Here is a 20,872-nt window from a genome sequence, read left to right as displayed (position 1 = left end):
TATTCTTGACCGCTTTCAAAGCCCGTCGCGCCTTTTCTTTTTCGCGCGCCCTTCTGGCCGCCACGGTCCTCGCGCCCTGCTGGTCGGCGGCCAGGGCGGCGGACCTGCCCATCGAGACGGTGCTATCCACCGAGGACATCGTGGTGCAGAAGGATGGCACCTCGGTCGCCACCGATCATTTCGAAATCCTGGCCAAGACGGACGCCGCCGCCCATGCCATCGGCCAGTTCCCGCTGTCGTTCAGCGAGGCGATGGAGGGCCTGGACATTGACGAGGCGTACACTCTGAAGCCGGACGGCCGTAAGCTGCCCATCGACGTGACGGCCATCCAGGCGCAACTGCCCCACGGGTCGCCTAACATCCCCATGTACAACGACCAGCGGCAGAAGGTCCTGATTTTCCCCGACCTGGCGGCTGGCGACACCATCGTCGCCACGGTGCGCCGTCAGTTGAAGAAGCCCTTCTTTCCGGGGGAGGTCCTGCACGGATCCTTCTTCAGCACTACGGTGACCATCCGGGACGCCCATGGCAGCCTGTCGCTGCCCAAGGGCATGCCCTTGTACATGGATACCGAGGGCATGACCCTCAGCCAGGAGGAGCAGGGCGACCGCGTCCTGTACCGGTGGCGCTATGCCAACCTGACGCCCCTGACCGAGGACATCGCCCTGCTGGCGCCGACGGACCGCAACCCTCGCTACTTCGCCACCACCTTCAAGGATTACGACAGCTTCGCCGCCGCCTACGCCAAGCTGTCCGCCCCGGCGGAGCAGGTGACGCCCAAAATCCAGGAACAGGCGGACAGCATCACCGCCGGCGTCACCGACCGGCGCCAGCAGGCGGAACGGATTTATGCCTGGGTGTCCAGCCATATCCGGTATGTCGGCCTGGAGCTGGGCCAGGGCAGCGTCATTCCCCATGCCGCCGACGCCGTGCTGGCCAACGGCTACGGCGATTGCAAGGACCACGCCGTCCTGTTCGGCGCGCTGCTGAAGGCCAAGGGCATCGCCAGCGAGGTGGTGCTGATCAACGGCAGCAACGGCTACACCCTGCCCAAGCATCCGTCGCTGCTGCCGCTCAACCACGCCATCACTTGGCTGCCGGAGTTCAAGCTGTACGCCGACACCACCGCCGGCGTGGCGCCGTTCGGCGTCCTGCCCTTTCCGGAATATGGCAAGCCGGTGGTGCATGCAACCACCGCCGGCCATGCCCTGCGGCAGGTGCCGGTGCTGGCCGCCGGCAGCGGCACCCAGGTTTCCGCCACCGCGAAATTGGGTGCCGACGGCGCGCTGACCGGGCAAACGGTGACCACGGCCACGGGGCCGTTCGCCGTCATCCTCCGCCAGATGGCCCAGGGTATCCAGGCCCAGGGACCGGAACAGGCGGCCTCGGCGCAGCTGCAGTCCCTGGGAACGCCGGGCACGGGCAAGTTCACGCTGGCCACCGCGCCCACGGACCTCGCCCCCAGCTACAGCGTAAGCGGCAGCTTCGCCGCCGATCCCATGCCGGAGCGGCTGACCGGCGCCGGCTTCGCCATGCCCGGTGGGCTGCGGCTGTTCAATCCCGTCGGCAATTTCCTGATGGGTATCCTGGCCCTGCCACGCATGAAGGATACGGAACCCACACCCTGCTATACCGGGCACACGGCGGAGGACCTGTCGCTGGAACTGCCCGCCGGCTATCACCTGACGGCCCTGCCCAAGGACGCGACCATCACCACCGACACCCTGAAATACACCGCCCATTGGGCGCAGGAGGGCCAGGTGGTGCGCCTGCGTCGGGATTTCGATGCCCACATCGACCAGGCCCTGTGCACCGGTGACGTCCGCAAGGCGGCGGCCAAAGCCTTGCTGGCCATCGCGGCGGACCATCGCGCCACGCTGACCTTGGCGGCCGATGCGGCATCGACGCATTAAGAGGCGCGCACACTAGGGGCGGGCGGTGGGCGGGGCCGATGGTAGGATCGGCCCCCATCCCGTGTGACGTTCCCGATGCGAGGCTGCCCATGATCGAGCTTTACTACTGGCCCACCCCCAATGGCCACAAGATCACCCTGTTCCTGGAAGAGGCGGGGCTGGACTACACCCTCCACCCGGTGGACATCAGCGCCGGCGACCAGTTCAAGCCGGAGTTCCTGGCCTTCTCCCCCAACAACCGCATGCCGGCCATCATCGATACCGCGCCGTCTGATGGGGGCGAAGCCATCACGGTGTTCGAAAGCGGCGCCATCCTGCTGTACCTGGCGGAAAAGACCGGCCGTTTCATCCCCGCCGACGTGCGGGGCCGCAAGACGGTGACGGAATGGCTGTTTTGGCAGATGGGCGGCCTGGGTCCCATGGCCGGGCAGAACCATCACTTCGTGCAGTACGCGCCGGAGCGCATCCCCTATGCCATGACCCGCTATGTCAATGAGACCAACCGCCTGTACGGCGTGTTGAATCGCCGCCTGGCGGGCCGCGCCTTCGTGGCCGGTGATGACTATTCCATCGCCGACATGGCGATCTATCCCTGGATCGTGCCCTGGCAGCGCCAGCAGCAGACTCTGGATGACTTCCCCGACCTCAAGCGCTGGTTCGAGGCGGTGGCCGCCCGGCCCGCCACCATCCGCGCCTATGCCAAGGGGGAGCCGCTGCGCACCCGCCCCACGGTGACGGAGGCGGGCAAGAAGATCCTGTTCGGCCAGACCGCCGCCAGCCTGGACGCCGCGGCCAAGCCGGCGTCCTGACCGTTCAGGCGCGGGGCAGCGTCACCTCGAACACCGCGCCGCCCTCTGGTGACGTTTCCGCCAGACGGATGTCGCCGCCGTGGGCGCGCAGCAGGGACTGCACGATGTGCAGCCCCATGCCGGTGCCGCCGCTGTCCCGCCGCGTGGTGAAGAAGGCGTCGAACACCCGGTCGCGGTTGGCGGGGGAGATGCCGTGGCCGTTGTCGGCCACGGTCACGACCACCGCCCAATCCCGCACCGCCACATCCAAGGTCAGCGTGGTGGCGCCGTGGCGGCCGGCGTTGTCCGCCAGGTGGCTGAACAGGATCAGGGCGTTCTCCGCCGACATAGCGACGGCGGCGTTGTCGCCGTGCGCGCTCAGGGCCAGGCCGGGGAACTGCGCCGCCAGATCGGGCCACAGGGCGGCCAGGTCCGCCCGCCCGCCCCGCACCGGGTTGTCGGCCTGGGCCAGGTCGCGCAGCCGCTGCACCAGGGCGGTCAGGCGGCGGGTGTCGGCCAGGATGTTGCCCAGGAAGCGGCGGCGCTGTTCGGGGGCCATGGCCTGGTCGCCTTCCAGGTCGTCGTGCAGCAGCTCCGCCGCGCCCTGGATGCCGGTCAGGGGGGATTTCAGCTCGTGGCTGACATGGGCGGCGAAGGTGGTGATGTAGCGCGACCGGTCGGACAGGCGTTGCGCCATGTCGTGGAAGCTCTGTGACAACAGGGCGATTTCCCGCGTGCCATAGTGGGGTGCGTCGGCCGGCCCCTGGTCCAGCGTCCGGGTGCCCAGCTCCCGCGTCTGGCGCACCAGCTGGTGGATGGGGCGGGTGATGGTGCGGGAAAAGACGAAGGCGATGACCAGGATGACCGCCAGGATGCAGCCGCCGGCCAGGGCCACCTTGCGCCGCTCGCCATACAGGTGGCGGAAGATGTTGTTGGGCGTGCGGGAGGCATAGATGACGCCGGCCACCCTGTCCCCGCCCTGGGTGTGGGCGATGATGGGCAGGGCCACGAACACCCGCACGCCCGTCCCCCGGCTGATGGAATACAGCGGCGGCGGTTCATGCTGGGACCGGCGGATGCGCAGGCTGGCGTGGTAATGGCCGGCCAGCGCGTCCGCCACCTCTGGCACGTCCGCCAGCGATTGGCCGACCTCCTCGGCGCCGGCCAGGATGACGCCGTTGAAGTCCAGCACCCGCACGCCCGCCAGCATCTGGTCCTGGGCCCGCCGGGCGATGGCGTAGACCTGGGCGCCGATGGCCTGAAGGGCGGGGTCCACCGCCGTGGTCGGGGGCACGGCCGGCGGACGGGGCCCGAGCACATCGTCGCCCGTGAGATCCAGGGCCGGCTCAATAGGGTGGAAGCGATCGTCCACCGGCTGCGGCGTCATTGCCGCCGGCGACAAGGGGAGCGGCGGATCCAGCCGCTCCACCGCGTCGGCGTAGCTGGCTGCCAGCACGCTGGCCTGGGCGATCAGTTCCGCCTCCGTCTGCCGGACCAGCTGGTTCTCATAAAGGCGGAAGAAGAACAGGCCGGCCAGCGGCAGGGCCGCGACCGCCAGCAGCACCGCGACCACGATCATGCCCAGCGACGGCCGCCATTTGGCGCGGACGCGCGGGGACGTCACGACGCGGTGCCCACCGTGCACCCGCCCAGGCGGAAGCCGACGCCGTGCACCGTCTCCACCGCGTCCTCGCAGCCCGCCGCCTGGAATTTGGCGCGGATGTTGCGCACATGGCTGTCGATGGTGCGGTCGGACACATGGATGTTGTCGGGATAGGCGGCGTCCATCAACTGGTTGCGGGTGAACACCACGGCAGGCCGCGTGGCCAGGGTCTTCACCATCATGAACTCCCGCGCCGTCAGGCCCAGTTCCCGTCCGGCCACCGTGGCGCGATGACCGGCGCTGTCCAGCACCAGGGCGCCCCGGGTCAGCGGTGGCTCCCCCTCCTGCGCGGTTGGTGCCGGCGCGGGGCCGCGGGCGCGGCGCAGAATGACGTTGACGCGGGCCACCAGCTCCCGCGGGCTGAACGGCTTGGTGACGTAATCGTCGCCGCCCATCTCCAGCCCCAGCACCCGGTCGATCTCCTCATCCCGGGCGGACAGGAACAGGATGGGCACGTCGGAGGCGCGGCGCAGCCGGCGGCAGACTTCCAGACCGTCCATCTCCGGCATGCCCACGTCCAGCACCACCAGGCTGGGCGGGTTGCGGGTGGCCAGGTCCAGTGCATCCACGCCGTTGCCGGCCCATTCCGCCACCATGCCCGCCTTTTCCAGGGCGAAGCACAGGACGTCACGGATATGAGGGTCGTCATCGACGACAAGGATGCGGTGCATGATGCCCATCATGGTTGGCCCGTCTGATCGATACCATCCGGATGGGCCGCCAGATAGTCCTTCAGGCGCTGGTCGCGCGGTGGGTCGGCCGACGTGACGGGGTGGTGTCGGTCATGGCGCCGGGATCTTCCTGGGCTTGAAGGGCAGGATGACAGCCGTCGGGCCTTTGCCAGGCGGGCGCGTCACCAGCCACCAGCCGTCGCGCAGGACGCAGGGCGGCACAGTGCTGGCGGATGGGCTCAGGGGTGGGGTTCCGGCGGGTGTCATGGCGCCGTTATGCGATGCGACCGTGCAGCCCTGGGGGCGCGGGTCAGCAGATGTCGCAGAGAATTCGTGCAGATTTTGTGCAGGCGGGGATAGTCCGAGGCGTCAAGGCGCCGATCTCACTTCGCCTTGATGGTGATGGTCAGGGTGTCGCTGTAACTGCCGGCGATGGTCTTGGCGTTGGCGGGGATGGTCACGGCCAGGCTGGCGGTCTTGGCGAAGGTGGCCTTGGACCGGGTGACGGAGACGCTGCCGCTGCCATTGCCGGTGGTGCCGTCGTAGAAGGGGGTGAAGGCGACGGTGTTGGTGCCGGACTTCAGCTTGCCGTTGTTGGTCGAGTTGACGCTGATGGTGTAGCCCTTGCCGTCATTGCAGTTCTCAACCACGCTGCCCACCTGGCGTTTGGTTTCGCCGGTCACCACATCCAGGGCCACGCCCAGGTCGGTGACGTCCACGGTGCAGGCGGTCGCGACGGTCGCCTTCAGGGCGATGGTGCGGTTGGCGGTGGCGGCGCGGGCTGGCGCTGCGGCGGTCAGCGCCAGGCAGCCCAGAATCAGGGCCGTCAACAGGCGGGTCATGGTCAGGCGTCCTTCGGTTCAGGGGGCTTAAAGCCCTTTTGCCGATGGGTTAAGCAAGGACCGGGCCAGGTGCGGCGGATGGTCGCGTTCGGTAAGGTAAATAAGGAATTAATTAAAAATGGCGTTCCGCTCTCCCTCCCGTGGAAAGGCATTAAGAATGCGTTGTGCAACGGCTGTGGGCCAAACTTTTGCCCGCAGATTTGCAAACAGTATTGCATATCGCCACATTGCCGCCGGGGGTCGGGTATGAACTGGCGCCTTTGGCAGGACCGCGCGGGGCGCTTTTCCTGGTTGCTGACCACGGTGCTGGTGGGCTTGTGCCTGCCTTTGGCGCTGACGGCCGCCGATGCCGTCATGGGCCAATTGGGGCCACGGCCCTACAGCGCCTTCATCCACCAGGTGGGCCTGTGGGCATTCCGCTTCCTGCTGCTGTCGCTGTTGGTGACGCCGCTGGCGCGCATCGCCCGGTGGCCGGCGCTGATGACGGTACGCCGCCGCATCGGTGTCGCCGCCTGCCTCTATGCAGTGGTGCATCTCGGCGGCTACGCGGCGGACCAGTCGCTGGACCTGGTGCACATCGCGTCCGAGATCGCGCGCCGTGTCTACCTCACCATCGGCTTCGTGGCGCTGCTGGGCCTGGTGGCGCTGGGCGTCACCTCCACCGACGGCATGATCAAGCGGCTGGGCGGTCCGCGCTGGCGCCGCCTGCACGCCCTGGCCTATCCCATCGCCATCCTGGCGGTGGTCCATTACTTCATGCAGGAAAAGGCCGATGTGACCGAGCCGACGCTGATGGCCGGCTGGCTCACGTGGCTGTTGGGCTACCGCCTGTTGAACCGCGTGCTGCCCGACGGGCAGGCACGCGCCCTGCCCGTGCTCCTGGGCTTCAGCCTGCTGGTGGCGCTGGCCACGGCGGGGGCGGAGGCGCTGGGCTTCTGGGCCGTGCGCCATTTGCCGCCCGATCTGATCCTGGAGGCGAACCTCAGTTTCGACCTCGACGTCGGCATCCGGCCCGCCTGGTATGTGCTGGCGGGGGGCCTTATCTTGGCCGTGGCATCGGTCGCCGGCGATGTCCGGCAGCGGGCCCGGCGGCTGGCGCGAGCCTGACCCGCCCGATGGAGCGGATCAGCGTACGGCGTCCGTCATCATGCGGACGAAGCCGTCGCGGTCGGCGCGCTTGATGACGCGCATATTAGGCGCTTGGGGCACCAGGTCGGGGTCGGCGTCCGCCGCGTCCGGCAGGATGGCGGAGGAGACGCTGGAATAGCCGCGCGTGAGCGTGCCGGCTGTCTCCACGTCCACCACACAGTCCTCCGCTTCCAGCACCAGGACCTCATTCAGGGCGCAGGCGCAGGTCAGGGCATCGGGATGGATGCTGCCGTCGATGCGCTGCCGCTCACGCGAGAAGGCCAGGCTGTCGCGGTTCACGCGGGTGAAGAAGCGCGAGACGGGCGTGTCCAACGCCGCGATGGCATCCAGCTCGGCGCTGGTGATGACGCCCTCGACCATGGACCGTGTCCAGGTCAGCAGGCTGGCCTTGAAGCCGGCGTTGACCACGATCTTGGCGGCCTCGGGATCGACGTAGAAGTTGAACTCGGCCGCACTGGTGACATTGCCCACCGCGTTGTCCGTGCCGCCCATGATCCACAAATGCTTGGTGGCCTGAACGATGGCCGGTTCCGTCATCACCGCCAGCGCCAGATTGGTCAGGGGCGCCTGGGCGATGATGGTGACCTCGCCCGGGTGGGCCAGGACGGTGTCGATGATGGCGTCGACGGCGTGCTTGGCTTCCGGCCGCTGCTTGGCCGGCGGGAAGTTGGCGTCGCTCATGCCGTCCTTGCCGAAGACGTAGGCCGCGTCCAGCGGCTTGCGCATCATGGGCAGGCGGGCGCCCGGGTAGACCGGCACCTCACCGCCGCGGCCGGCGGCCTCGACGGTATAGAGCGCGTTCTCCACGCACTGGTCGAAGGTCACGTTGCCGTGGCAGATGGTGATGGCGTCCAGCGTGACCTTGGGATTGCGCAGGGCCAGCAGCAGGGAAAAGGCGTCATCGCCGGCGGTGTCGGTGTCGATCAGAAGGCGCATGGGGCGCGGTCTCGCTTCGCTGCTCAGGTGGGGGATAGGCCAAGGGATGCGGCGGTGGTTTTAGGGCCCTGGCCCTGACCCCACAAGCCGCTTTCAGCCTCGGCGGCGACGGCCGCCTCGAAATCATGGAAGTCCGCCTCCAGCCGCCATTGCAGGGCGGCCTTGGGGCTCTGGTCCAGCAAGGCCTGGCACCCGGCGGACGGGGCCGTGCCCGGATGGTCGGCGGCGCAGGCGGCCGCCACTTGGCCCGGCGCCGCCCACAAGCTGGCGCCGGGCAGGAAGGCATGCTCCAGCCCATTGCGGGAGAAGGTCTTCAGCGTGGCGTAATCCAGGCCATAGGTTTCCGCCGCCCGCACATATTCATGCGTCAGGTCGATGCGCGACACGCCCTCGTCATCGGTGGACAGGGCCAGCGGCACGCCGAAGGCGCGATAGGTGGTGATGGGATGGTCGCGGCCGGTCACGCCCAGGATGACGTCGTTGCTGGTCAGGTTGATCTCCACCAGCACACCCCGGTCGGCCATGGTCTTCAGCACCTGCTGGGCGTCCGTCTCCTGCCCGATGTCCACGCCGTGGCCGATGCGCTTGGCGCCCGCCACCTCCACCGCCAGGCGGATGTGGTCGCGCAGATCCTCCGGCGGTACCAGGCCCAGGGCCAGTTCGCCGGCGTGCAGCGACAGGTTGGCCGCCGGCATGCGGCGGCCCAGATAGCCCAGCAGGCGCATCTGCAGGCCATAGTCCTTCAGCGTCACCGGGTTGTCCTCCGGCGCCACCAGATTGACGCCGACGAAGCGCGGGTCGGCGGCGGTCAGGGCATAGCCATAGAGGCTCTGCGCGAACACCTGCGGGCCGGGCAGCACGCGGATGACCTGGGCCAGGTAGCGGACCTGGACGCCGCAGCCCGGCTGCGCCTCCGCCGTGCCGCAGCGCAGGATCTGGCGCATGCGGGCCTCCGCCGTGTCGGTGTCGGCCTTGGCGGCGGCGATGACGGCCGGCAGGCCCGGCTCGATGGCGGTGCGCCAGGCGTCGAACGTGGCCGTGTCGCCGGGTATGCCGCCGGGCGGGGGATTGCCCAGCGGCTTGGCCAGCGCGGCCGCTTTGGACATGCCGTTGGACCACATCAGTTCCAGGTACAGCACGTGGCTGGCGGCGGCGCGGTTCGCCGCCTCCGCCAGCATCTCCGGCACCTGGGCGTTCACCGCCGGCTCGAACTTGGCGAAACTGTCGAAGAAGTGGTCGTGCCCGGTTTCCGGGCCGGCCACGAAGCCGCGCATGGACAGCGCGTTGATCAGGCGGTTGTACAGGCCGACATCGCGCCGCGCATCCGCCGCTGGGATCAGATCCTTGGCGCAGGGTGCGGGCTTCAGCACCAGGGCCTTGGGATCGACGCAGGCGCCCTTGGCGGCCGCCCAGTCCACCATGTTCTCGGCATAGATGCCGCCGGTCAGGTGGTTGTGCAGGTCCGCGCCCTTGGGCATGCGGCGCAGGAACATGGCCAGGCGGACCGGGTCGGTGCGCAGATGCCGGAAAAGGTCGGCGGCCTTGGCCTCGGGGGGGGCCTCGGGTGTGGCCTTGGGGGTGGCGGGAGTGGTTACGGCCGGGACTGTCGCCGGCGCCGATGCCGGGTGGTCACCGATCGTGGCGCAGGCGGCCAACAGCAACAGGCCGCCCGCCGCCAGCATCGTGCGGGTGTTCGCCACCCGGGTGCGCAATGCCCCCATGCTCAATTCCCCTTGCCCCTCGTCATTCCCGGGCTTACGGCACAGGGCACCTGTCCGCCGGATGGGTCAGGGTCAGGCCGTCGACACATAATCCAGGGGCAGGGGCCACGGGTTGGGTATGCCGTTGCCAGTCCAGGGCATTATGGCGGGGGACGGCCAGCGGTGCCACAGGCCAAATCCGGGAAGACTTTCAAGCGGGGCATGGGTGTTCCGCCATAGCCGCCGGCTATGGAAACGCAATATTGAACCGTCACCATTGGCCGCTAAACTTCTGGCTGTCCCGGATGCCCCATCCGGTCCGCCCTTCAGCCGTCAGGAGATCTTCCGGTGCGCGCCCTCTCCCCTCTCGCCCTCGTCCTTCCCGTGGCCTTCGCCGCGCTGCTGCCCTTGCCGGCGGCGGCCCAGGGTGCGCCCCAATCCGGCGCTCCGCCCTCCGATACCGATAAGAAGGCGGTGATCCAGCAGCAGAAGGAGAATGAGGACGCGGAGAGCCTCTGCCGCGTCATCAAGGACAAGGCCGACTATGAAAAGTGCCTGGAACTGTACTTCCTGGACCAGGAGCAGTTCCGCGCCTTCCTGGACGCGCACAAACCCAAGCCGGCGCCCAAGGGCTGATCAAATGAGACGGCCGCCCCGGGGACTTCCCAGGGCGGCCGCTTTCACGGCGCCCGCCTCAGAACTTGTAGCTGACGCGGCCGTAGTAGAACGCCCCGTTGAAACCGAAGGGCGAGTAGTTGCTGTAGGGATAGATGCCGCTGGTGCTGTTGGCGGCGATGACCTTGTCGGGATAGACGTCGAACACGTTGTCCGCCCCGACGGTGACGCCGATGGCATCGGTCACCTGATAGCTGATGGCGATATCGGTGATCCACTTGGCGCCATAGGTCTGGTCCAGCGCCGGGTTGCTGCTGTCCAGCGACGTGGTGCTGCCGTACCGGGTGGTGCGCACCGTGGTCGACAGCTTGTCCCAGTCGTAGGTGGCCGCCAGGTTCAGCTTGTTCTTGGGTTGGCCCTTCTCGATGCGGCCCTTTTCCGACCGGCCGAAGCGGAAGACGGTGCTTCCCAGGCTGGCCAGCTGCGACGGATTGCCCTCCACCCGCGTCACTTCCGTGTCGTTCAGGTTCAGGCCGGCGGTCAGTGACAGGCTGCCCACCGCGCCCAGGTCGATGGCGTAGCGGCCGACGATATCCACACCGCGAGTGCGGGTGTCGACGGCGTTGGTGAAGAAACGGCCGCCGCCGACGCCGGTCACGCCATTGGCCGCCAGTAGCCGCACCACCGCCGCTCCGGTCAGGTTCTCCGACAGAACGATGCGGTCGTTGATATCAATTTGGTAGAAATCCACAGTGGCGTAGAAGTTGTCCGCCGGACGGAACACCAGGCCGGCGCTGTAATTGGTGGACTTCTCCGGCTTCAGCGGCTCCGCCCCCAGCGCTTTGGCCGCCGGATCGGTCACCGGGAAGGTGCGGACGTCGTAGGGCACGCTGTTGATGAACACTGTGCTGGTGGCGGAATAGTGCGACTGCGCCAGGGACGGCGCGCGGAAGCCGGTGCTGATGGCCCCGCGCACCGACAGGGCGGAGATCAGGTCGTACTTGGCCGACAGCTCCCCGTTCGTGGTGTCGCCGAAGTCGCTGTAGTGTTCATAGCGGCCGGCCAGGTTCACCAGGAAATCGGGCGTCAGTTTGGTTTCCAGCTCGGCATAGGTCCCGACGCTGCCCCGGCTGTTGGTGCCGGCGTCCGCCGGTTGGAATCCCGGGAAGACCTGGGCGCCGGGGGCGGCCACTGTGCCCTTGGACGGGCCGTCCAGCACCGGCACGCCGCCGTTGATGTAGCTGGCGGGCTCGCCGGCCTTGATGGTGTAGTCCTCGCGCCGCACCTCGGTGCCCACGGCGATGGACAGCGTGTCGGGCAGGAAGCCGACATGGGCCAGTTTGCGGACGTCCAGATTGCCCACCAGCTCGTCCGAAACCAGTTCGCCGGCGTAGAAATTGCGCGGGCTGGCCGTGCCCAGCGACACGTTGACGGAGTTTTCCACGCCATAATCGAACCGGTTGCGGCCGTAATTGACGCTCAGGTCATAGCTCCAGTCGTCGGGCAGGTCGCCGCGCGCGCCCACGGTGGTGGACAGGTCCAGCTGCTTGGACGTGATATAGGGCAGGTAGCCGTCGGGCGTCAGGGCGCGCACCGTGCGCGCGTCCAGCGGGCGGCGGAAGAAGCCGGCGCTCTGGCCGTCGCGCTGGCCCAGGCTGGCGAAGGCGTAGATCTCCGCCTTGTCGTTCACCGGCAGGCTGGCGTTCAGGAACAGGTTGTATTCCTTGTCCAGCGGGTCGCCGAAGCGGCTGTCGTGGCGGTTGAAGGTGGCTTCGCGCGGGTCGCCGGCCGTCAGGTATTGCTGGCGCGGGTCGTCGCCCGACCGATCGGTGGGGCGGGACCGGTGCGCCTCCGCCGACAGGGTGACATAGCCGTTGCGCGGCAGGGGCAGGCCGACATTGGCCTCCACCCGGCCGGTCTGGCCGTCGCCGGCGCCGTACTCGCCATATTCCACGGCCGCGCTGCCGCCGCTGTCCTGGCCCTTCAGGCGGATGTTGATGACGCCGGCGATGGCGTCGGAGCCATACTGGGCGGCGGCGCCGTCGCGCAGCACCTCGATCTTTTCGATGGCGATGGACGGGATGGTGTTCAGGTCCACGGCGTCGGACCCGCGGCCCACGCTGCCGTTCAGGTTCAGCACCGCGCTGACGTGCCGGCGCTTGCCGTTGACCAGCACCAGCGTCTGGTCGGGGCTCAGGCCGCGCAGGGTGGCGGGGCGGACATGGTCGGTGCCGTCGGTGTTGGCCGGCTGCGGGAAGTTGAAGCTGGGCACCAGGGCCCGCAGCATCTGCGTCGTCTGCACCAGGCCCGTCTTCTCCAACTCCTCCACCGGCAGCACGTCGATGGGCACGGGGGAGGAGGCGACGGTGCGGTCACTGCGCCGCGTGCCGGTCACCACAACCTCGTCCAGGTCGCTCAAGGTGCCGTTGGCGCTGGTGGCGTTCGCTTGCTGAGGGGCCGGGTCGGCGGCACGGGCGGCCGCGATGGGGAAGGACGCGCCCAGGATCAGCGCCAGGGCGGTGGCCGCCTGGCGGCGGCGGCTCGGTAAGTCGCCCGCCGGGAAGAGGGACGTCAGGGTAATGGACATGGATGAAGCTCCCACGGGTTATCGCCGTCCGGTGTCCCCTGGTGGGTGTTCCGGGCGGGGTGCCGTCACCGTCCGGCAACTCCGTGAGGAATGCCTGAAGCAACAACACTTTTTTTATGTGCATAATTTGATTCAACACACGGTATGAGCATGGACCAGGCCGCCGCAATCCTGCAAGTATCCGCTATGTGGGGTGGTGGGCGGGGGTGCCATGCCAGGAACGTATGGATCGCGAGCAGTTCTCCGAATTCATACGCCGCGCCATTTCACGAAGTGACTAATGTGGTATGTAAGCCAAACGTCGCTTGACAGCGGGGGTGGCCGCATTTGAGCATGGGGATCAACGTGCGGGCCCAAGCGGGCGGACACCATTGGGCGGAACCCTTTGAGCGTAGCCAGCGGGCGCCGGGCAGGAACATTCATGACCACACGGCCGACCATCGCCATCATCGGCGCGGGCTTCAGCGGTTCTTTGCTGGCCCTGCACCTTCTCTCCCGCGGGGCCGATTGTCCCCGCATCCTGCTGATCGAACGCGCATCGGACTTCGGCCGGGGCTTGGCGTACGCCACGGGCAATCCGGCGCACCTGCTGAATGTCCGTGCCGGGAACATGAGCGCCTTTCCCGACCAGCCGGAACACTTCCTGGCGTGGCTGCGCGCCCAGGGCGACACGGTCCCGGGGGCGGCCGGGGCGGGCCCGGCCAGTTTCGTGGCGCGCCAGACCTACGGCCATTATTTGCAGAAACTGGTGTCGGACGCGGCCAAGCAGTCGCGGTCCGCCGGCCGACTCATCCTGGTGCCTGATACGGCCGTCGCCCTGCGGCATGAGGGCGACAAGATGGTGGTGCGCCTGGACGTGGGCCGGGAGTACAAGCTGGATGCCGCCGTGCTGGCCATCGGCAACTTCCCGCCGCAGCCGCCCCATCTGTTCGACACCAGCTTCTTCCGCTCCCCCCGCTTCCATCCCGATCCCTGGGCGCCCAGCGTGGCGCGGGACATCGGCGTGCGCGACAGCGTGCTGGTGGTGGGCACGGGCCTCACCATGGTCGACACGGTGCTGTCGCTGCGCGCGCGCGGGCACCAGGGCCAGATCGTGGCGCTGTCGCGGCGCGGCCTGCTGCCCCGGCGGCATACCGACGCGGTGCCCCACGTCATGCCGCCGCCGCCCGACCTGCCGACCTCGCTGTCCCGCGCCCTGGCGCATGTGCGCCGCCTGGTACGGCAGGAACAGGCGGCCGGCCGCGCCTGGCAGCCGGTGATTGACAGCCTGCGGCCCCGCACCGTGGCCTATTGGCAGGCCCTGCCGCTGGCGGAGCGGAAGCGCTTCCTGCGCCACCTGCGGCCCTGGTGGGATGTGCATCGCCATCGCTTGGCGCCCGCCGTGGCGACGCAGTTGACCGCGCTGCAGGCCACGGGCGCGCTGATCGTCACCGCCGGGCGCCTCCAAACCATAGAGGAGGTGCCGGAGGCGGTGCAGGGCCGGGTGCGGGTGACCTATCGGCCGCGGAACGAGAACAACGACATCACCTTCCCGGTGGACCAGGTCATCAACTGTTCCGGTCCGGCCTGCGACATCCTGCGGGTGACCGACCCGCTGGTGCGCGACCTGCTGGCCCAAGGCACCATCCGCCCCGATCCCCTGCATCTGGGCCTGGATGTGGATGGTGAGGCGCGGGTGCTCGACGCCGGCGGCCGTCCGGTGGCCGGCCTCTACGCCATCGGCCCCGTGACGCGGGGCACCTTCTGGGAAATGACGGCCGTGCCCGATATCCGCATGCAGGCCGCCACCCTGGCCCAGCACATCGGCGCCTACATCGGTCGCGGCGCCCGGGTTGCCGTGGAGGCGTGACGGAGATTGCGACGGGCCCTTGTCGAACGCGGAAAAGATATAATTATATGATGCAATGGTTGGGAGTTCTGACGGACCCCGCCCGCCCTTCCGTCATGAAAGAGTCCATCCATGGGTTGCCAGGCCTGCCGCGAGGGTGCGGAGCTTCCCTTTGATTTCACGATGGCCTTTCAGCCCATCGTCGATATCGCCGCCCGCACCGTCTTCGCCTATGAGGCCCTGGTGCGCGGCGTGAATGGCGAGGGGGCGGGCACGGTGCTGGCCGCCGTGGACGCGGACAACCGCTATGCGTTCGACCAGGCCTGCCGGGTCAAGGCTATTGAGCTGGCGGCCGCGTTGGGCCTGCCGGCCACGGGGGCCCGCCTGTCCATCAACTTCATGCCGGCGGCGGTCTACCGCCCGGAAAATTGCCTGCGCACCACTGTGCAGACCAGCAACGCCGTGGGCATGCCTTTGGATCGCCTGATGTTCGAGGTGACGGAGAACGAACCCGTCAACGACCCGGCCCACCTGTTGGGCATATTCCACGAATACCGCCGCCGGGGCTTCCTCGCCGCCATCGACGATTTCGGCGCCGGCTATGCCGGCCTCACCTTGTTGGCCAAGTTTCAGCCGGACATCTTGAAGATCGACATGGAACTGACACGCGACGTGGCCAACCGTCCCGTCAGCCGCACCATCGTCGCCGCCATCGTCCAGGTCTGTCAGACTCTGGGCGTCACCGTGGTGGCGGAAGGGGTGGAGACGGAGGATGAACTGGCCACCCTGCGCGCCATGGGCATCACCCTGTTCCAGGGCTACCTTTTCGGCCGCCCGGCTTTCCAGGCGTTGGACAAGCCTGTGGGGCTGTAACGCCTCAGTCGCTGGCGGCGCGGGCGTACAGGTCCAGGATGCCGCCCCAGCCGCCCTCGCTGCCCACTTTGCCGCGCAGGCGCTCGCCATTCTTGGCACCGAAGCGCTCCAGCCCGCGATGTTCCAGCGTCACCCGGGTCAGTCGGTCGCCCAGTGGGGTAAAGGTCACCTCCACCTCGGAAAAGGTATCGGCGCGGACCTGGAAATCGCCGTCCAGATGCCAGCTCAGCACCAGGCGGGCCGGTGGCTCCCACGCCAGCACGCGGCCCCAGTCGCACTCCGACCCATCATCACCCACCTCGTACCAGCGGCCGTCAACCTTGGGCTCGATGACGGCGTTGGCCAGGGGCGCCTTGCCGATGTGATGGGTGGCCGGCCACCAGGTGGCGAAGCGGGTGGTGAAGATTTGGAAGGCGTGCGCCTGGCTGGCCTTCACCGTCACGGTCTTCACCACGGGGGCGATGGCGATGGTGCGTTCGGCAAGCGTCATGGCGGTGGCCTCCCTCTTATGGTTGATCGGTGGTCCTCTCCGCTTCGGCGACAAAGGCGTCGAGCGCGGTCTCCCAGAACTGGTCCAGCCAGCGGCGCAGGGCGCCCAGGCCGTGCGGATCGATGTGATAGATGCGGCGCGTCCCCTCCGCCCGGTCGATCACCAGCCCGGCGTCCTTCAGCACCTTCAGGTGCTGCGACACCGCCGGCCGGCTGATGGGCAGATGCCGCGCCAACTCCCCCACCGGCTGCGGCCCCGCCCGCAACCGCTCAAACACCGCCCGCCGGGTGGGATCGGCCAGGGCGGTCAGCGCTTGTTCGTAAGACATGACTTACGGTAAGTCATGGCGAACGGATGAGTCAAGGGGCCATGGCGCGGTATTCATCCGCAAAACCATAGCCAAGGCCGCCGGCCATCCCGTAAGACAACCCTAGTCCTGTTTTGAGCGTGATCCGTCCCTATGATCCTCGACATCATCGCCGCCCTGGGCCTGCTGGCCATCCTTGCCATCTGCGTCCACGGCATGCGCACGCCCCGGAAGCGCATGGGCTTCCTGCTCATGACCGCCGTGACCCTGGTGGCCATCGGTGTGCTGGTGGCGGATAATGTGGTGGCTGTCGGCTTGGTGCACGGCGCGCGCTTCGGCGCCGTGATCCTGGGCGTGATGGGCCTGATCAACGGCGCCCTGGTCCTGGCGCAGATCGTCAGCGGCAGGCCGTGGAACCCCCGCCGGCCCGGGCGGTGAGGCAGGGGCTGGCGCGTCAGGCGGTCAGAAAATCCACCAGCGTCAGGGCCATGACCTCGGTCGCCTTGTAGAGGTCGCTCAGCGGCAGGCGCTCATCCGCGCGGTGGGCGTTGGCTTCCTCAATGGTATGGGGGCCGGCGCCGTAGAGCACGGTGGGGATCCCGGCGGCGGCGTAGTGGCGGGCATCGGTGTAGATGGGCACGCCCTTGGCGGCGACCGGTTCCCCCAGGATGCGGGTGGCGTGGCGGCTGATCGCGTCGGTCAGGCGGTCGGTGCCGGCGATGGGCTTCAGCGGTTCGGCCAGCAGGATGCGGCGCACGGTCACTGTCGCCTCCGGCCGTTCGGCCGCCGCCGCGGCGATGACCTGGCACAGGGTGGCCTCCACCGTGGCCCCCTGTTCCTCCGGGATCATCCGCCGGTCCAGGCGGAAGGTGATGCGGTCGGGCACGACATTGGTGTTGATGCCGCCGGAAATCAGGCCGACGGTCAACTGCGGGCTGCCGATGCCGGGCACGGCGGAAACGGTGGCGGCGTAGCCGGCGCGGTGCTGGTACAGCCAGCTGAGGATGACGGTCGCGGCCTCCAGCGCATCGATGCCGGTGGCGGGCAAGGCGGCGTGGGCGGACTTGCCGCGCACCTCCACCTCCAGATGCAGGCAGCCGTTGTGGGCGGTGACGATGCCGTAGCTGAAGCCGGCGGACACGGCATAGTCGGGCTTGGTCAGCCCCTGGTCCAACAGCCAGCGCGGGCCGATCTCCCCGCCCGCCTCCTCATCATAAGTCAGGTGCAGTTCCACCGTGCCGTTCAGCGCCACGCCCTGGCGCGCCAGTTCATCCAGCGCCATCAGGGCGTAGGTGTAGGAGGCGAAGTCGGATTTGGAGACGGCGACGCCGCGCCCGTACATCCAGCCGTCCTTGACGCTGGCGGCATAGGGATCGACGGTCCAGCCCTCGCCCGGCGCCACCACGTCGCCATGGGCGTTCAGAGCGACGGTGGGCCCGCCGGTGCCGAAGCTGCGACGCACGATCAGGTTGGTGGCGCTGATCATGCCGTTGGCCTTGACCAACGCGTCGGGCACGACATGGCGCTCCACGGCGTAGCCAAGTCCCTCCAGCAGCTCGGCGGCGCGGGTGGCATGGGGCGCGCAATCGCCCGGCGGGTTGTCAGAGGGCACCTTGATCAGCTCCGCCAGGAAGCGCACCTGCTCCTCCCGCTTGGCCGCCAGGAAGGTGTGGACGGCCCCCTGGATGGCAGTGGCGCTGTCGGTGGTCATGGGCGGGGTCCTTCGGCAAGGGGAACGGGTTCGAAGTGGCGCAGGAAGTCCAGCAGCACGGTGACGGCCAGGTCGGCATCCTCCACCGTGATGCTTTCGGCCGGGTTGTGGCTGACGCCGCCGGCGCAGCGCACGAACAGCATGGCCATGGGGCACAATGCCGCCAAGGCCATGGCGTCGTGGCCGGCGCCGCTGGGCAAATGGTGGGGGATGATGCCGGCCCGCGCCACCGCCTGGCCCAGCTGCCGCATCAGGCCGGGGTGGCAGTGGGCGGCGGGGGCGTCGTGCGTGGGCTGTATGTCCAGCGCCACGCCCCGGCGCGCCGCGATGGCGGCCAGGGTGTCCAGCAGGCCGGCGGCGGCCGCTTTGCGGCTGTCGTCACGCGGGCTGCGCAGGTCGATGGTGAAGGTGGCCTGGCCGGGAACGACGTTGACGGCGCCCGGCTTGGCCTCGATACGGCCCACGGTGGCGACCAGGTCGGGTTCCGCCCCGCCGGCCGTCTCCACCGCCAGCACCATTTCCGCCGCCGCCGCCAGGGGGTCGTGGCGCAGGGCCATGGGCACGGTGCCGGCGTGGCCTGCCTGGCCGGTGACGGTGACGGCGTAGCGGCTGGCGCCGTTGATGGCGGTGACGATGCCCAGAGGCAGGCGCCGGGATTCCAGCACCGGGCCCTGTTCGATATGCACCTCGACGAAGCCCAGAACCGCCGCCGGGTCGCGGGCCACGGTGCCGAGGCCGTCGGGGTCGCCGCCGAATTCCGCCAGCGCGTCGCCAAGGGCGATGCCGTCGCGGTCGCGCGCGGCCACGGCGTCGGGGGCGATGGTGCCGGCCACGGCGCGGCTACCCGTCAGGGTGACGGGAAAGCGCACGCCCTCCTCATCGCCGAAGCCCAACACTTCGATGGCATAGGGCAGGCGCTCCCCCCGGCGGTTCAGCTCGGCGACGGCGGCGACGGCGGCCAGCACACCTAGGTTGCCGTCGTACTTGCCGGCGTTGCGCACCGTGTCGATGTGCGAGCCCAGCAGCAGGGCGGGCAGGCCCGGCGTCGTCCCCTCATACCGGCCGACGACGGTGCCGGCGGCATCCAGGTGCGCCGCCATGCCCGCCTCGCGCATCCAGGCCAGCAACTGGTCGGCGGCGGCGCGATGCTCCCGCGTCAGGTACAGGCGGGTCAGGGCCGGCCAGTCGGCACTGTGCCGGGCGAAGTCGTCCAGGCGCGCCATCAGGGCGGGGCCGACGGTCACGGCAGCATTTCCTTCAGGCGCAGCAGGGCGATGCGCTCCACCTGCGCCGTCGCGGTGGTGAACTCCGTCTCCGTGTCATTGCCCACCCGGGCCTCGAAATTCGCCAATATGGCGGCGCGGGTCAGGCCGCGCACCGCCAGGATGAAGGGGAAGCCGAACCGCGCCTTGTAGGCGTCGTTCAATTCCTGGAAGCGCGCGTATTCCTGGGGCGTGCACTTGTCCAGGCCGGCGGACGCCTGCTCGGCGGTGGAATCCGCCGTCAGTTCCCCCCCCACGGCCAGGCGACCGGCCAAGTCGGGATGCGCCAGCAGCACGCCCAGGCGCTTCTCCCGGCTGGCTGCCCGGAACTGCGTCACCAGCGCGGCGTGCAGGCCATCGGCCGTGCCCGCGTTGGTGGGCAGGCCGGCGTCCCAGGCCGCCTCCGCGATCCAGGGCGAATGCTCGAACACGCCGCCGAAGCGGGCGATGAAGGCGTCGCGCGTCTCAAAGAAGCCGGTCATACGCCGGCCCCCTTGTAGGGGTGGCGGGTGTGCCAGTGGCGGGCGATGTCGGCCCGGCGGGCGAACCACACGCCTTCGTGGGCCGCGGCATAATCCAGGAAGCGTTCCAGCGCCTGGATGCGGCCGGGCTTGCCCACCAGGCGACAGTGCAGGCCGACCGACATCATGCGCGGCGTCTCCGCCCCCTCGGCATACAGGGCGTCGAAGCTGTCCTTGAGGTAGGTGAAGAACTGGTCGCCGGAATGGAAGCCCTGGACCTGGACGAACCGCATGTCGTTGCAGTCCAGGGTATAGGGCACGATCAGCTGCGGCGTGCCGCCTACCAATTGCCAGTAAGGCAGGTCGTCATCATAGGCGTCGGCGTCGTAAAGGAAGCCACCATGCTCGGCTACCAGGCGGCGGGTGTTGGGGCTGGTGCGCCCGGTGTACCAGCCCACGGGTCGGGTGCCGCTGACCTGTTCCAGGATGGTCATGGCCTTGGCCATGTGCGCGGCTTCCTCCGCCGGGTCCATGTACTGGTAATTGATCCAGCGATAGCCGTGGCTGGCGATCTCATGACCCTGGTCGACCATGGCGCGGATGACGTCCGGATGACGCTCGGCGGCCATGGCCACGGCGAAGATCGTGAGCGGTATTTTCTTTTTTTCGAACAGCTTCAGCAGGCGCCAGACGCCGACGCGCGATCCGTATTCGTACAGCGATTCCATGGACATGTGGCGCACGCCGGGCAGGGCCTGGGCCGCCACCATCTCCGACAGGAAGGCTTCCGACGCGGCGTCGCCGTGCAGCACGCAGTTCTCCCCGCCCTCCTCATAGTTCAGCACCAGCTGAACCGCGATGCGGGCGGCGTTCGGCCAGTCCGCCTGGGGCGGATGGGCGCCATAGCCGATCAGGTCGCGCGGGTAATCCACCGTCATCATGCCGCTGCTCGCCCCCTGTTTTCCCAGCCCTTAAGGCGCATTATCGCCCGATAGGGTTGCCGCCGCGACCCCGAAAGGTCCAGCATGGCGACGCCAGCATATCGTGCGCCCGGGCACGGGCGCCTTCCTGATTGT

Annotated in this window: 19 protein-coding genes; 7 read left to right on the top strand and 12 right to left on the bottom strand. The window is 68.6% G+C overall.

Features of this window, described 5'->3' with window-relative positions:
* Positions 1 to 5 precede the first annotated feature (5 nt).
* Both FBZ90_RS10185 and FBZ90_RS10180 read left to right on the top strand, forming a co-directional pair.
* Positions 6 to 1,913: a DUF3857 domain-containing transglutaminase family protein gene (locus tag FBZ90_RS10185; RefSeq protein ID WP_186455712.1), complete on the top strand. Its 1,908-nt coding sequence runs from the start codon at positions 6 to 8 to the stop codon at positions 1,911 to 1,913.
* 89 nt (positions 1,914 to 2,002) lie between these two features.
* A complete protein-coding gene (locus FBZ90_RS10180) occupies positions 2,003 to 2,722 on the top strand; it encodes a glutathione binding-like protein (protein ID WP_145731665.1) in 720 nt (239 codons plus the stop codon).
* A gap of 4 nt (positions 2,723 to 2,726) precedes the next feature.
* Here the strand turns inward: FBZ90_RS10180 and FBZ90_RS10175 are convergent, their stop codons facing one another.
* The 3 genes from FBZ90_RS10175 to FBZ90_RS10165 form a co-directional block, all read right to left on the bottom strand.
* Complete coding sequence (locus tag FBZ90_RS10175) at positions 2,727 to 4,325, bottom strand: sensor histidine kinase (protein WP_211101977.1); 1,599 nt, start codon at positions 4,323 to 4,325, stop codon at positions 2,727 to 2,729.
* Entirely contained in the window at positions 4,322 to 5,035 is a 714-nt protein-coding gene (locus FBZ90_RS10170; RefSeq protein WP_211101976.1) for a response regulator transcription factor, read from the bottom strand. Before FBZ90_RS10170 ends, FBZ90_RS10175 begins: the two co-directional genes overlap by 4 nt.
* A gap of 383 nt (positions 5,036 to 5,418) precedes the next feature.
* Complete coding sequence (locus FBZ90_RS10165; RefSeq protein ID WP_145731662.1) at positions 5,419 to 5,877, bottom strand: spore coat protein U domain-containing protein; 459 nt, start codon at positions 5,875 to 5,877, stop codon at positions 5,419 to 5,421.
* Positions 5,878 to 6,123: 246 nt separating this feature from the next.
* Here FBZ90_RS10165 and FBZ90_RS10160 point away from each other — a divergent pair, with 246 nt between their 5' ends.
* Entirely contained in the window at positions 6,124 to 6,984 is an 861-nt protein-coding gene (locus FBZ90_RS10160; protein WP_145731659.1) for a protein-methionine-sulfoxide reductase heme-binding subunit MsrQ, read from the top strand.
* An 18-nt stretch (positions 6,985 to 7,002) separates the two neighbouring features.
* Here the strand turns inward: FBZ90_RS10160 and FBZ90_RS10155 are convergent, their stop codons facing one another.
* Together FBZ90_RS10155 and FBZ90_RS10150 are read right to left on the bottom strand one after the other, a co-directional pair.
* Positions 7,003 to 7,962 (bottom strand): nucleoside hydrolase, encoded by a 960-nt coding sequence (locus tag FBZ90_RS10155; RefSeq protein WP_145731657.1) that lies wholly within the window; start codon positions 7,960 to 7,962, stop codon positions 7,003 to 7,005.
* Between the two features lie 23 nt (positions 7,963 to 7,985).
* Positions 7,986 to 9,683: an adenosine deaminase family protein gene (locus tag FBZ90_RS10150; protein WP_246130262.1), complete on the bottom strand. Its 1,698-nt coding sequence runs from the start codon at positions 9,681 to 9,683 to the stop codon at positions 7,986 to 7,988.
* 327 nt (positions 9,684 to 10,010) lie between these two features.
* Between FBZ90_RS10150 and FBZ90_RS10145 the strand changes: the two genes are divergently transcribed.
* Positions 10,011 to 10,298: a hypothetical protein gene (locus FBZ90_RS10145; protein ID WP_145731655.1), complete on the top strand. Its 288-nt coding sequence runs from the start codon at positions 10,011 to 10,013 to the stop codon at positions 10,296 to 10,298.
* A gap of 58 nt (positions 10,299 to 10,356) precedes the next feature.
* Here the strand turns inward: FBZ90_RS10145 and FBZ90_RS10140 are convergent, their stop codons facing one another.
* Entirely contained in the window at positions 10,357 to 12,864 is a 2,508-nt protein-coding gene (locus FBZ90_RS10140) for a TonB-dependent receptor plug domain-containing protein (protein WP_186455711.1), read from the bottom strand.
* 421 nt (positions 12,865 to 13,285) lie between these two features.
* Here FBZ90_RS10140 and FBZ90_RS10135 point away from each other — a divergent pair, with 421 nt between their 5' ends.
* Entirely contained in the window at positions 13,286 to 14,713 is a 1,428-nt protein-coding gene (locus FBZ90_RS10135; RefSeq protein ID WP_145731653.1) for an FAD/NAD(P)-binding protein, read from the top strand.
* A gap of 162 nt (positions 14,714 to 14,875) precedes the next feature.
* Positions 14,876 to 15,565: an EAL domain-containing protein gene (locus FBZ90_RS10130; protein WP_211101975.1), complete on the top strand. Its 690-nt coding sequence runs from the start codon at positions 14,876 to 14,878 to the stop codon at positions 15,563 to 15,565.
* A 4-nt stretch (positions 15,566 to 15,569) separates the two neighbouring features.
* On the opposite strand, the gene FBZ90_RS10125 is transcribed toward FBZ90_RS10130, so the two are convergent.
* Both FBZ90_RS10125 and FBZ90_RS10120 read right to left on the bottom strand, forming a co-directional pair.
* A complete protein-coding gene (locus tag FBZ90_RS10125) occupies positions 15,570 to 16,055 on the bottom strand; it encodes an SRPBCC family protein (protein ID WP_145731650.1) in 486 nt (161 codons plus the stop codon).
* 16 nt (positions 16,056 to 16,071) lie between these two features.
* Positions 16,072 to 16,383, bottom strand: coding sequence for an ArsR/SmtB family transcription factor (locus tag FBZ90_RS10120; RefSeq protein WP_145731648.1), 312 nt, complete (start codon positions 16,381 to 16,383; stop codon positions 16,072 to 16,074).
* Between the two features lie 132 nt (positions 16,384 to 16,515).
* Between FBZ90_RS10120 and FBZ90_RS10115 the strand changes: the two genes are divergently transcribed.
* Positions 16,516 to 16,800, top strand: a complete 285-nt coding sequence (locus tag FBZ90_RS10115; RefSeq protein WP_145731646.1) for a hypothetical protein — start codon at positions 16,516 to 16,518, stop codon at positions 16,798 to 16,800.
* A 16-nt stretch (positions 16,801 to 16,816) separates the two neighbouring features.
* Here the strand turns inward: FBZ90_RS10115 and FBZ90_RS10110 are convergent, their stop codons facing one another.
* From FBZ90_RS10110 to puuE, 4 genes are read right to left on the bottom strand one after another with little or no spacing between them, the layout of a single operon-like run.
* Complete coding sequence (locus tag FBZ90_RS10110; RefSeq protein WP_145731644.1) at positions 16,817 to 18,073, bottom strand: M20/M25/M40 family metallo-hydrolase; 1,257 nt, start codon at positions 18,071 to 18,073, stop codon at positions 16,817 to 16,819.
* A complete protein-coding gene (locus tag FBZ90_RS10105; protein WP_246130260.1) occupies positions 18,070 to 19,317 on the bottom strand; it encodes an allantoate amidohydrolase in 1,248 nt (415 codons plus the stop codon). Before FBZ90_RS10105 ends, FBZ90_RS10110 begins: the two co-directional genes overlap by 4 nt.
* On the bottom strand, positions 19,314 to 19,817 hold the full coding sequence (gene uraD, locus FBZ90_RS10100; protein WP_145731640.1) for a 2-oxo-4-hydroxy-4-carboxy-5-ureidoimidazoline decarboxylase: 504 nt from the start codon (positions 19,815 to 19,817) through the stop codon (positions 19,314 to 19,316). The genes FBZ90_RS10105 and uraD overlap by 4 nt, the downstream gene beginning before the upstream one ends.
* Positions 19,814 to 20,737 (bottom strand): allantoinase PuuE, encoded by a 924-nt coding sequence (gene puuE, locus FBZ90_RS10095; RefSeq protein ID WP_420872591.1) that lies wholly within the window; start codon positions 20,735 to 20,737, stop codon positions 19,814 to 19,816. Before puuE ends, uraD begins: the two co-directional genes overlap by 4 nt.
* Between the last annotated feature and the right edge of the window lie 135 nt (positions 20,738 to 20,872).

Origin of the sequence: Nitrospirillum pindoramense (assembly GCF_007827955.1) — a bacterium.
Classification (GTDB): domain Bacteria; phylum Pseudomonadota; class Alphaproteobacteria; order Azospirillales; family Azospirillaceae; genus Nitrospirillum; species Nitrospirillum amazonense_B.
Note: the sequence above shows the minus strand (reverse complement) of the source record. Positions and strands in the feature narration are given on the sequence as shown.

Coding starts and splice junctions, on each gene's coding strand:
- FBZ90_RS10180 (WP_145731665.1), top strand. CDS start 2,003: ATGATCGAGCTTTACTACTGGCCCACCCCCAATGGCCACAAGATCACC.
- FBZ90_RS10150 (WP_246130262.1), bottom strand. CDS start 9,683: ATGGGGGCATTGCGCACCCGGGTGGCGAACACCCGCACGATGCTGGCG.
- FBZ90_RS10165 (WP_145731662.1), bottom strand. CDS start 5,877: ATGACCCGCCTGTTGACGGCCCTGATTCTGGGCTGCCTGGCGCTGACC.
- FBZ90_RS10155 (WP_145731657.1), bottom strand. CDS start 7,962: ATGCGCCTTCTGATCGACACCGACACCGCCGGCGATGACGCCTTTTCC.
- FBZ90_RS10120 (WP_145731648.1), bottom strand. CDS start 16,383: ATGTCTTACGAACAAGCGCTGACCGCCCTGGCCGATCCCACCCGGCGG.
- FBZ90_RS10130 (WP_211101975.1), top strand. CDS start 14,876: ATGGCCTTTCAGCCCATCGTCGATATCGCCGCCCGCACCGTCTTCGCC.
- FBZ90_RS10170 (WP_211101976.1), bottom strand. CDS start 5,035: ATGCACCGCATCCTTGTCGTCGATGACGACCCTCATATCCGTGACGTC.
- FBZ90_RS10110 (WP_145731644.1), bottom strand. CDS start 18,073: ATGACCACCGACAGCGCCACTGCCATCCAGGGGGCCGTCCACACCTTC.
- uraD (WP_145731640.1), bottom strand. CDS start 19,817: ATGACCGGCTTCTTTGAGACGCGCGACGCCTTCATCGCCCGCTTCGGC.
- FBZ90_RS10125 (WP_145731650.1), bottom strand. CDS start 16,055: ATGACGCTTGCCGAACGCACCATCGCCATCGCCCCCGTGGTGAAGACC.
- FBZ90_RS10160 (WP_145731659.1), top strand. CDS start 6,124: ATGAACTGGCGCCTTTGGCAGGACCGCGCGGGGCGCTTTTCCTGGTTG.
- FBZ90_RS10135 (WP_145731653.1), top strand. CDS start 13,286: ATGACCACACGGCCGACCATCGCCATCATCGGCGCGGGCTTCAGCGGT.
- puuE (WP_420872591.1), bottom strand. CDS start 20,737: ATGATGACGGTGGATTACCCGCGCGACCTGATCGGCTATGGCGCCCAT.
- FBZ90_RS10115 (WP_145731646.1), top strand. CDS start 16,516: ATGATCCTCGACATCATCGCCGCCCTGGGCCTGCTGGCCATCCTTGCC.
- FBZ90_RS10140 (WP_186455711.1), bottom strand. CDS start 12,864: ATGTCCATTACCCTGACGTCCCTCTTCCCGGCGGGCGACTTACCGAGC.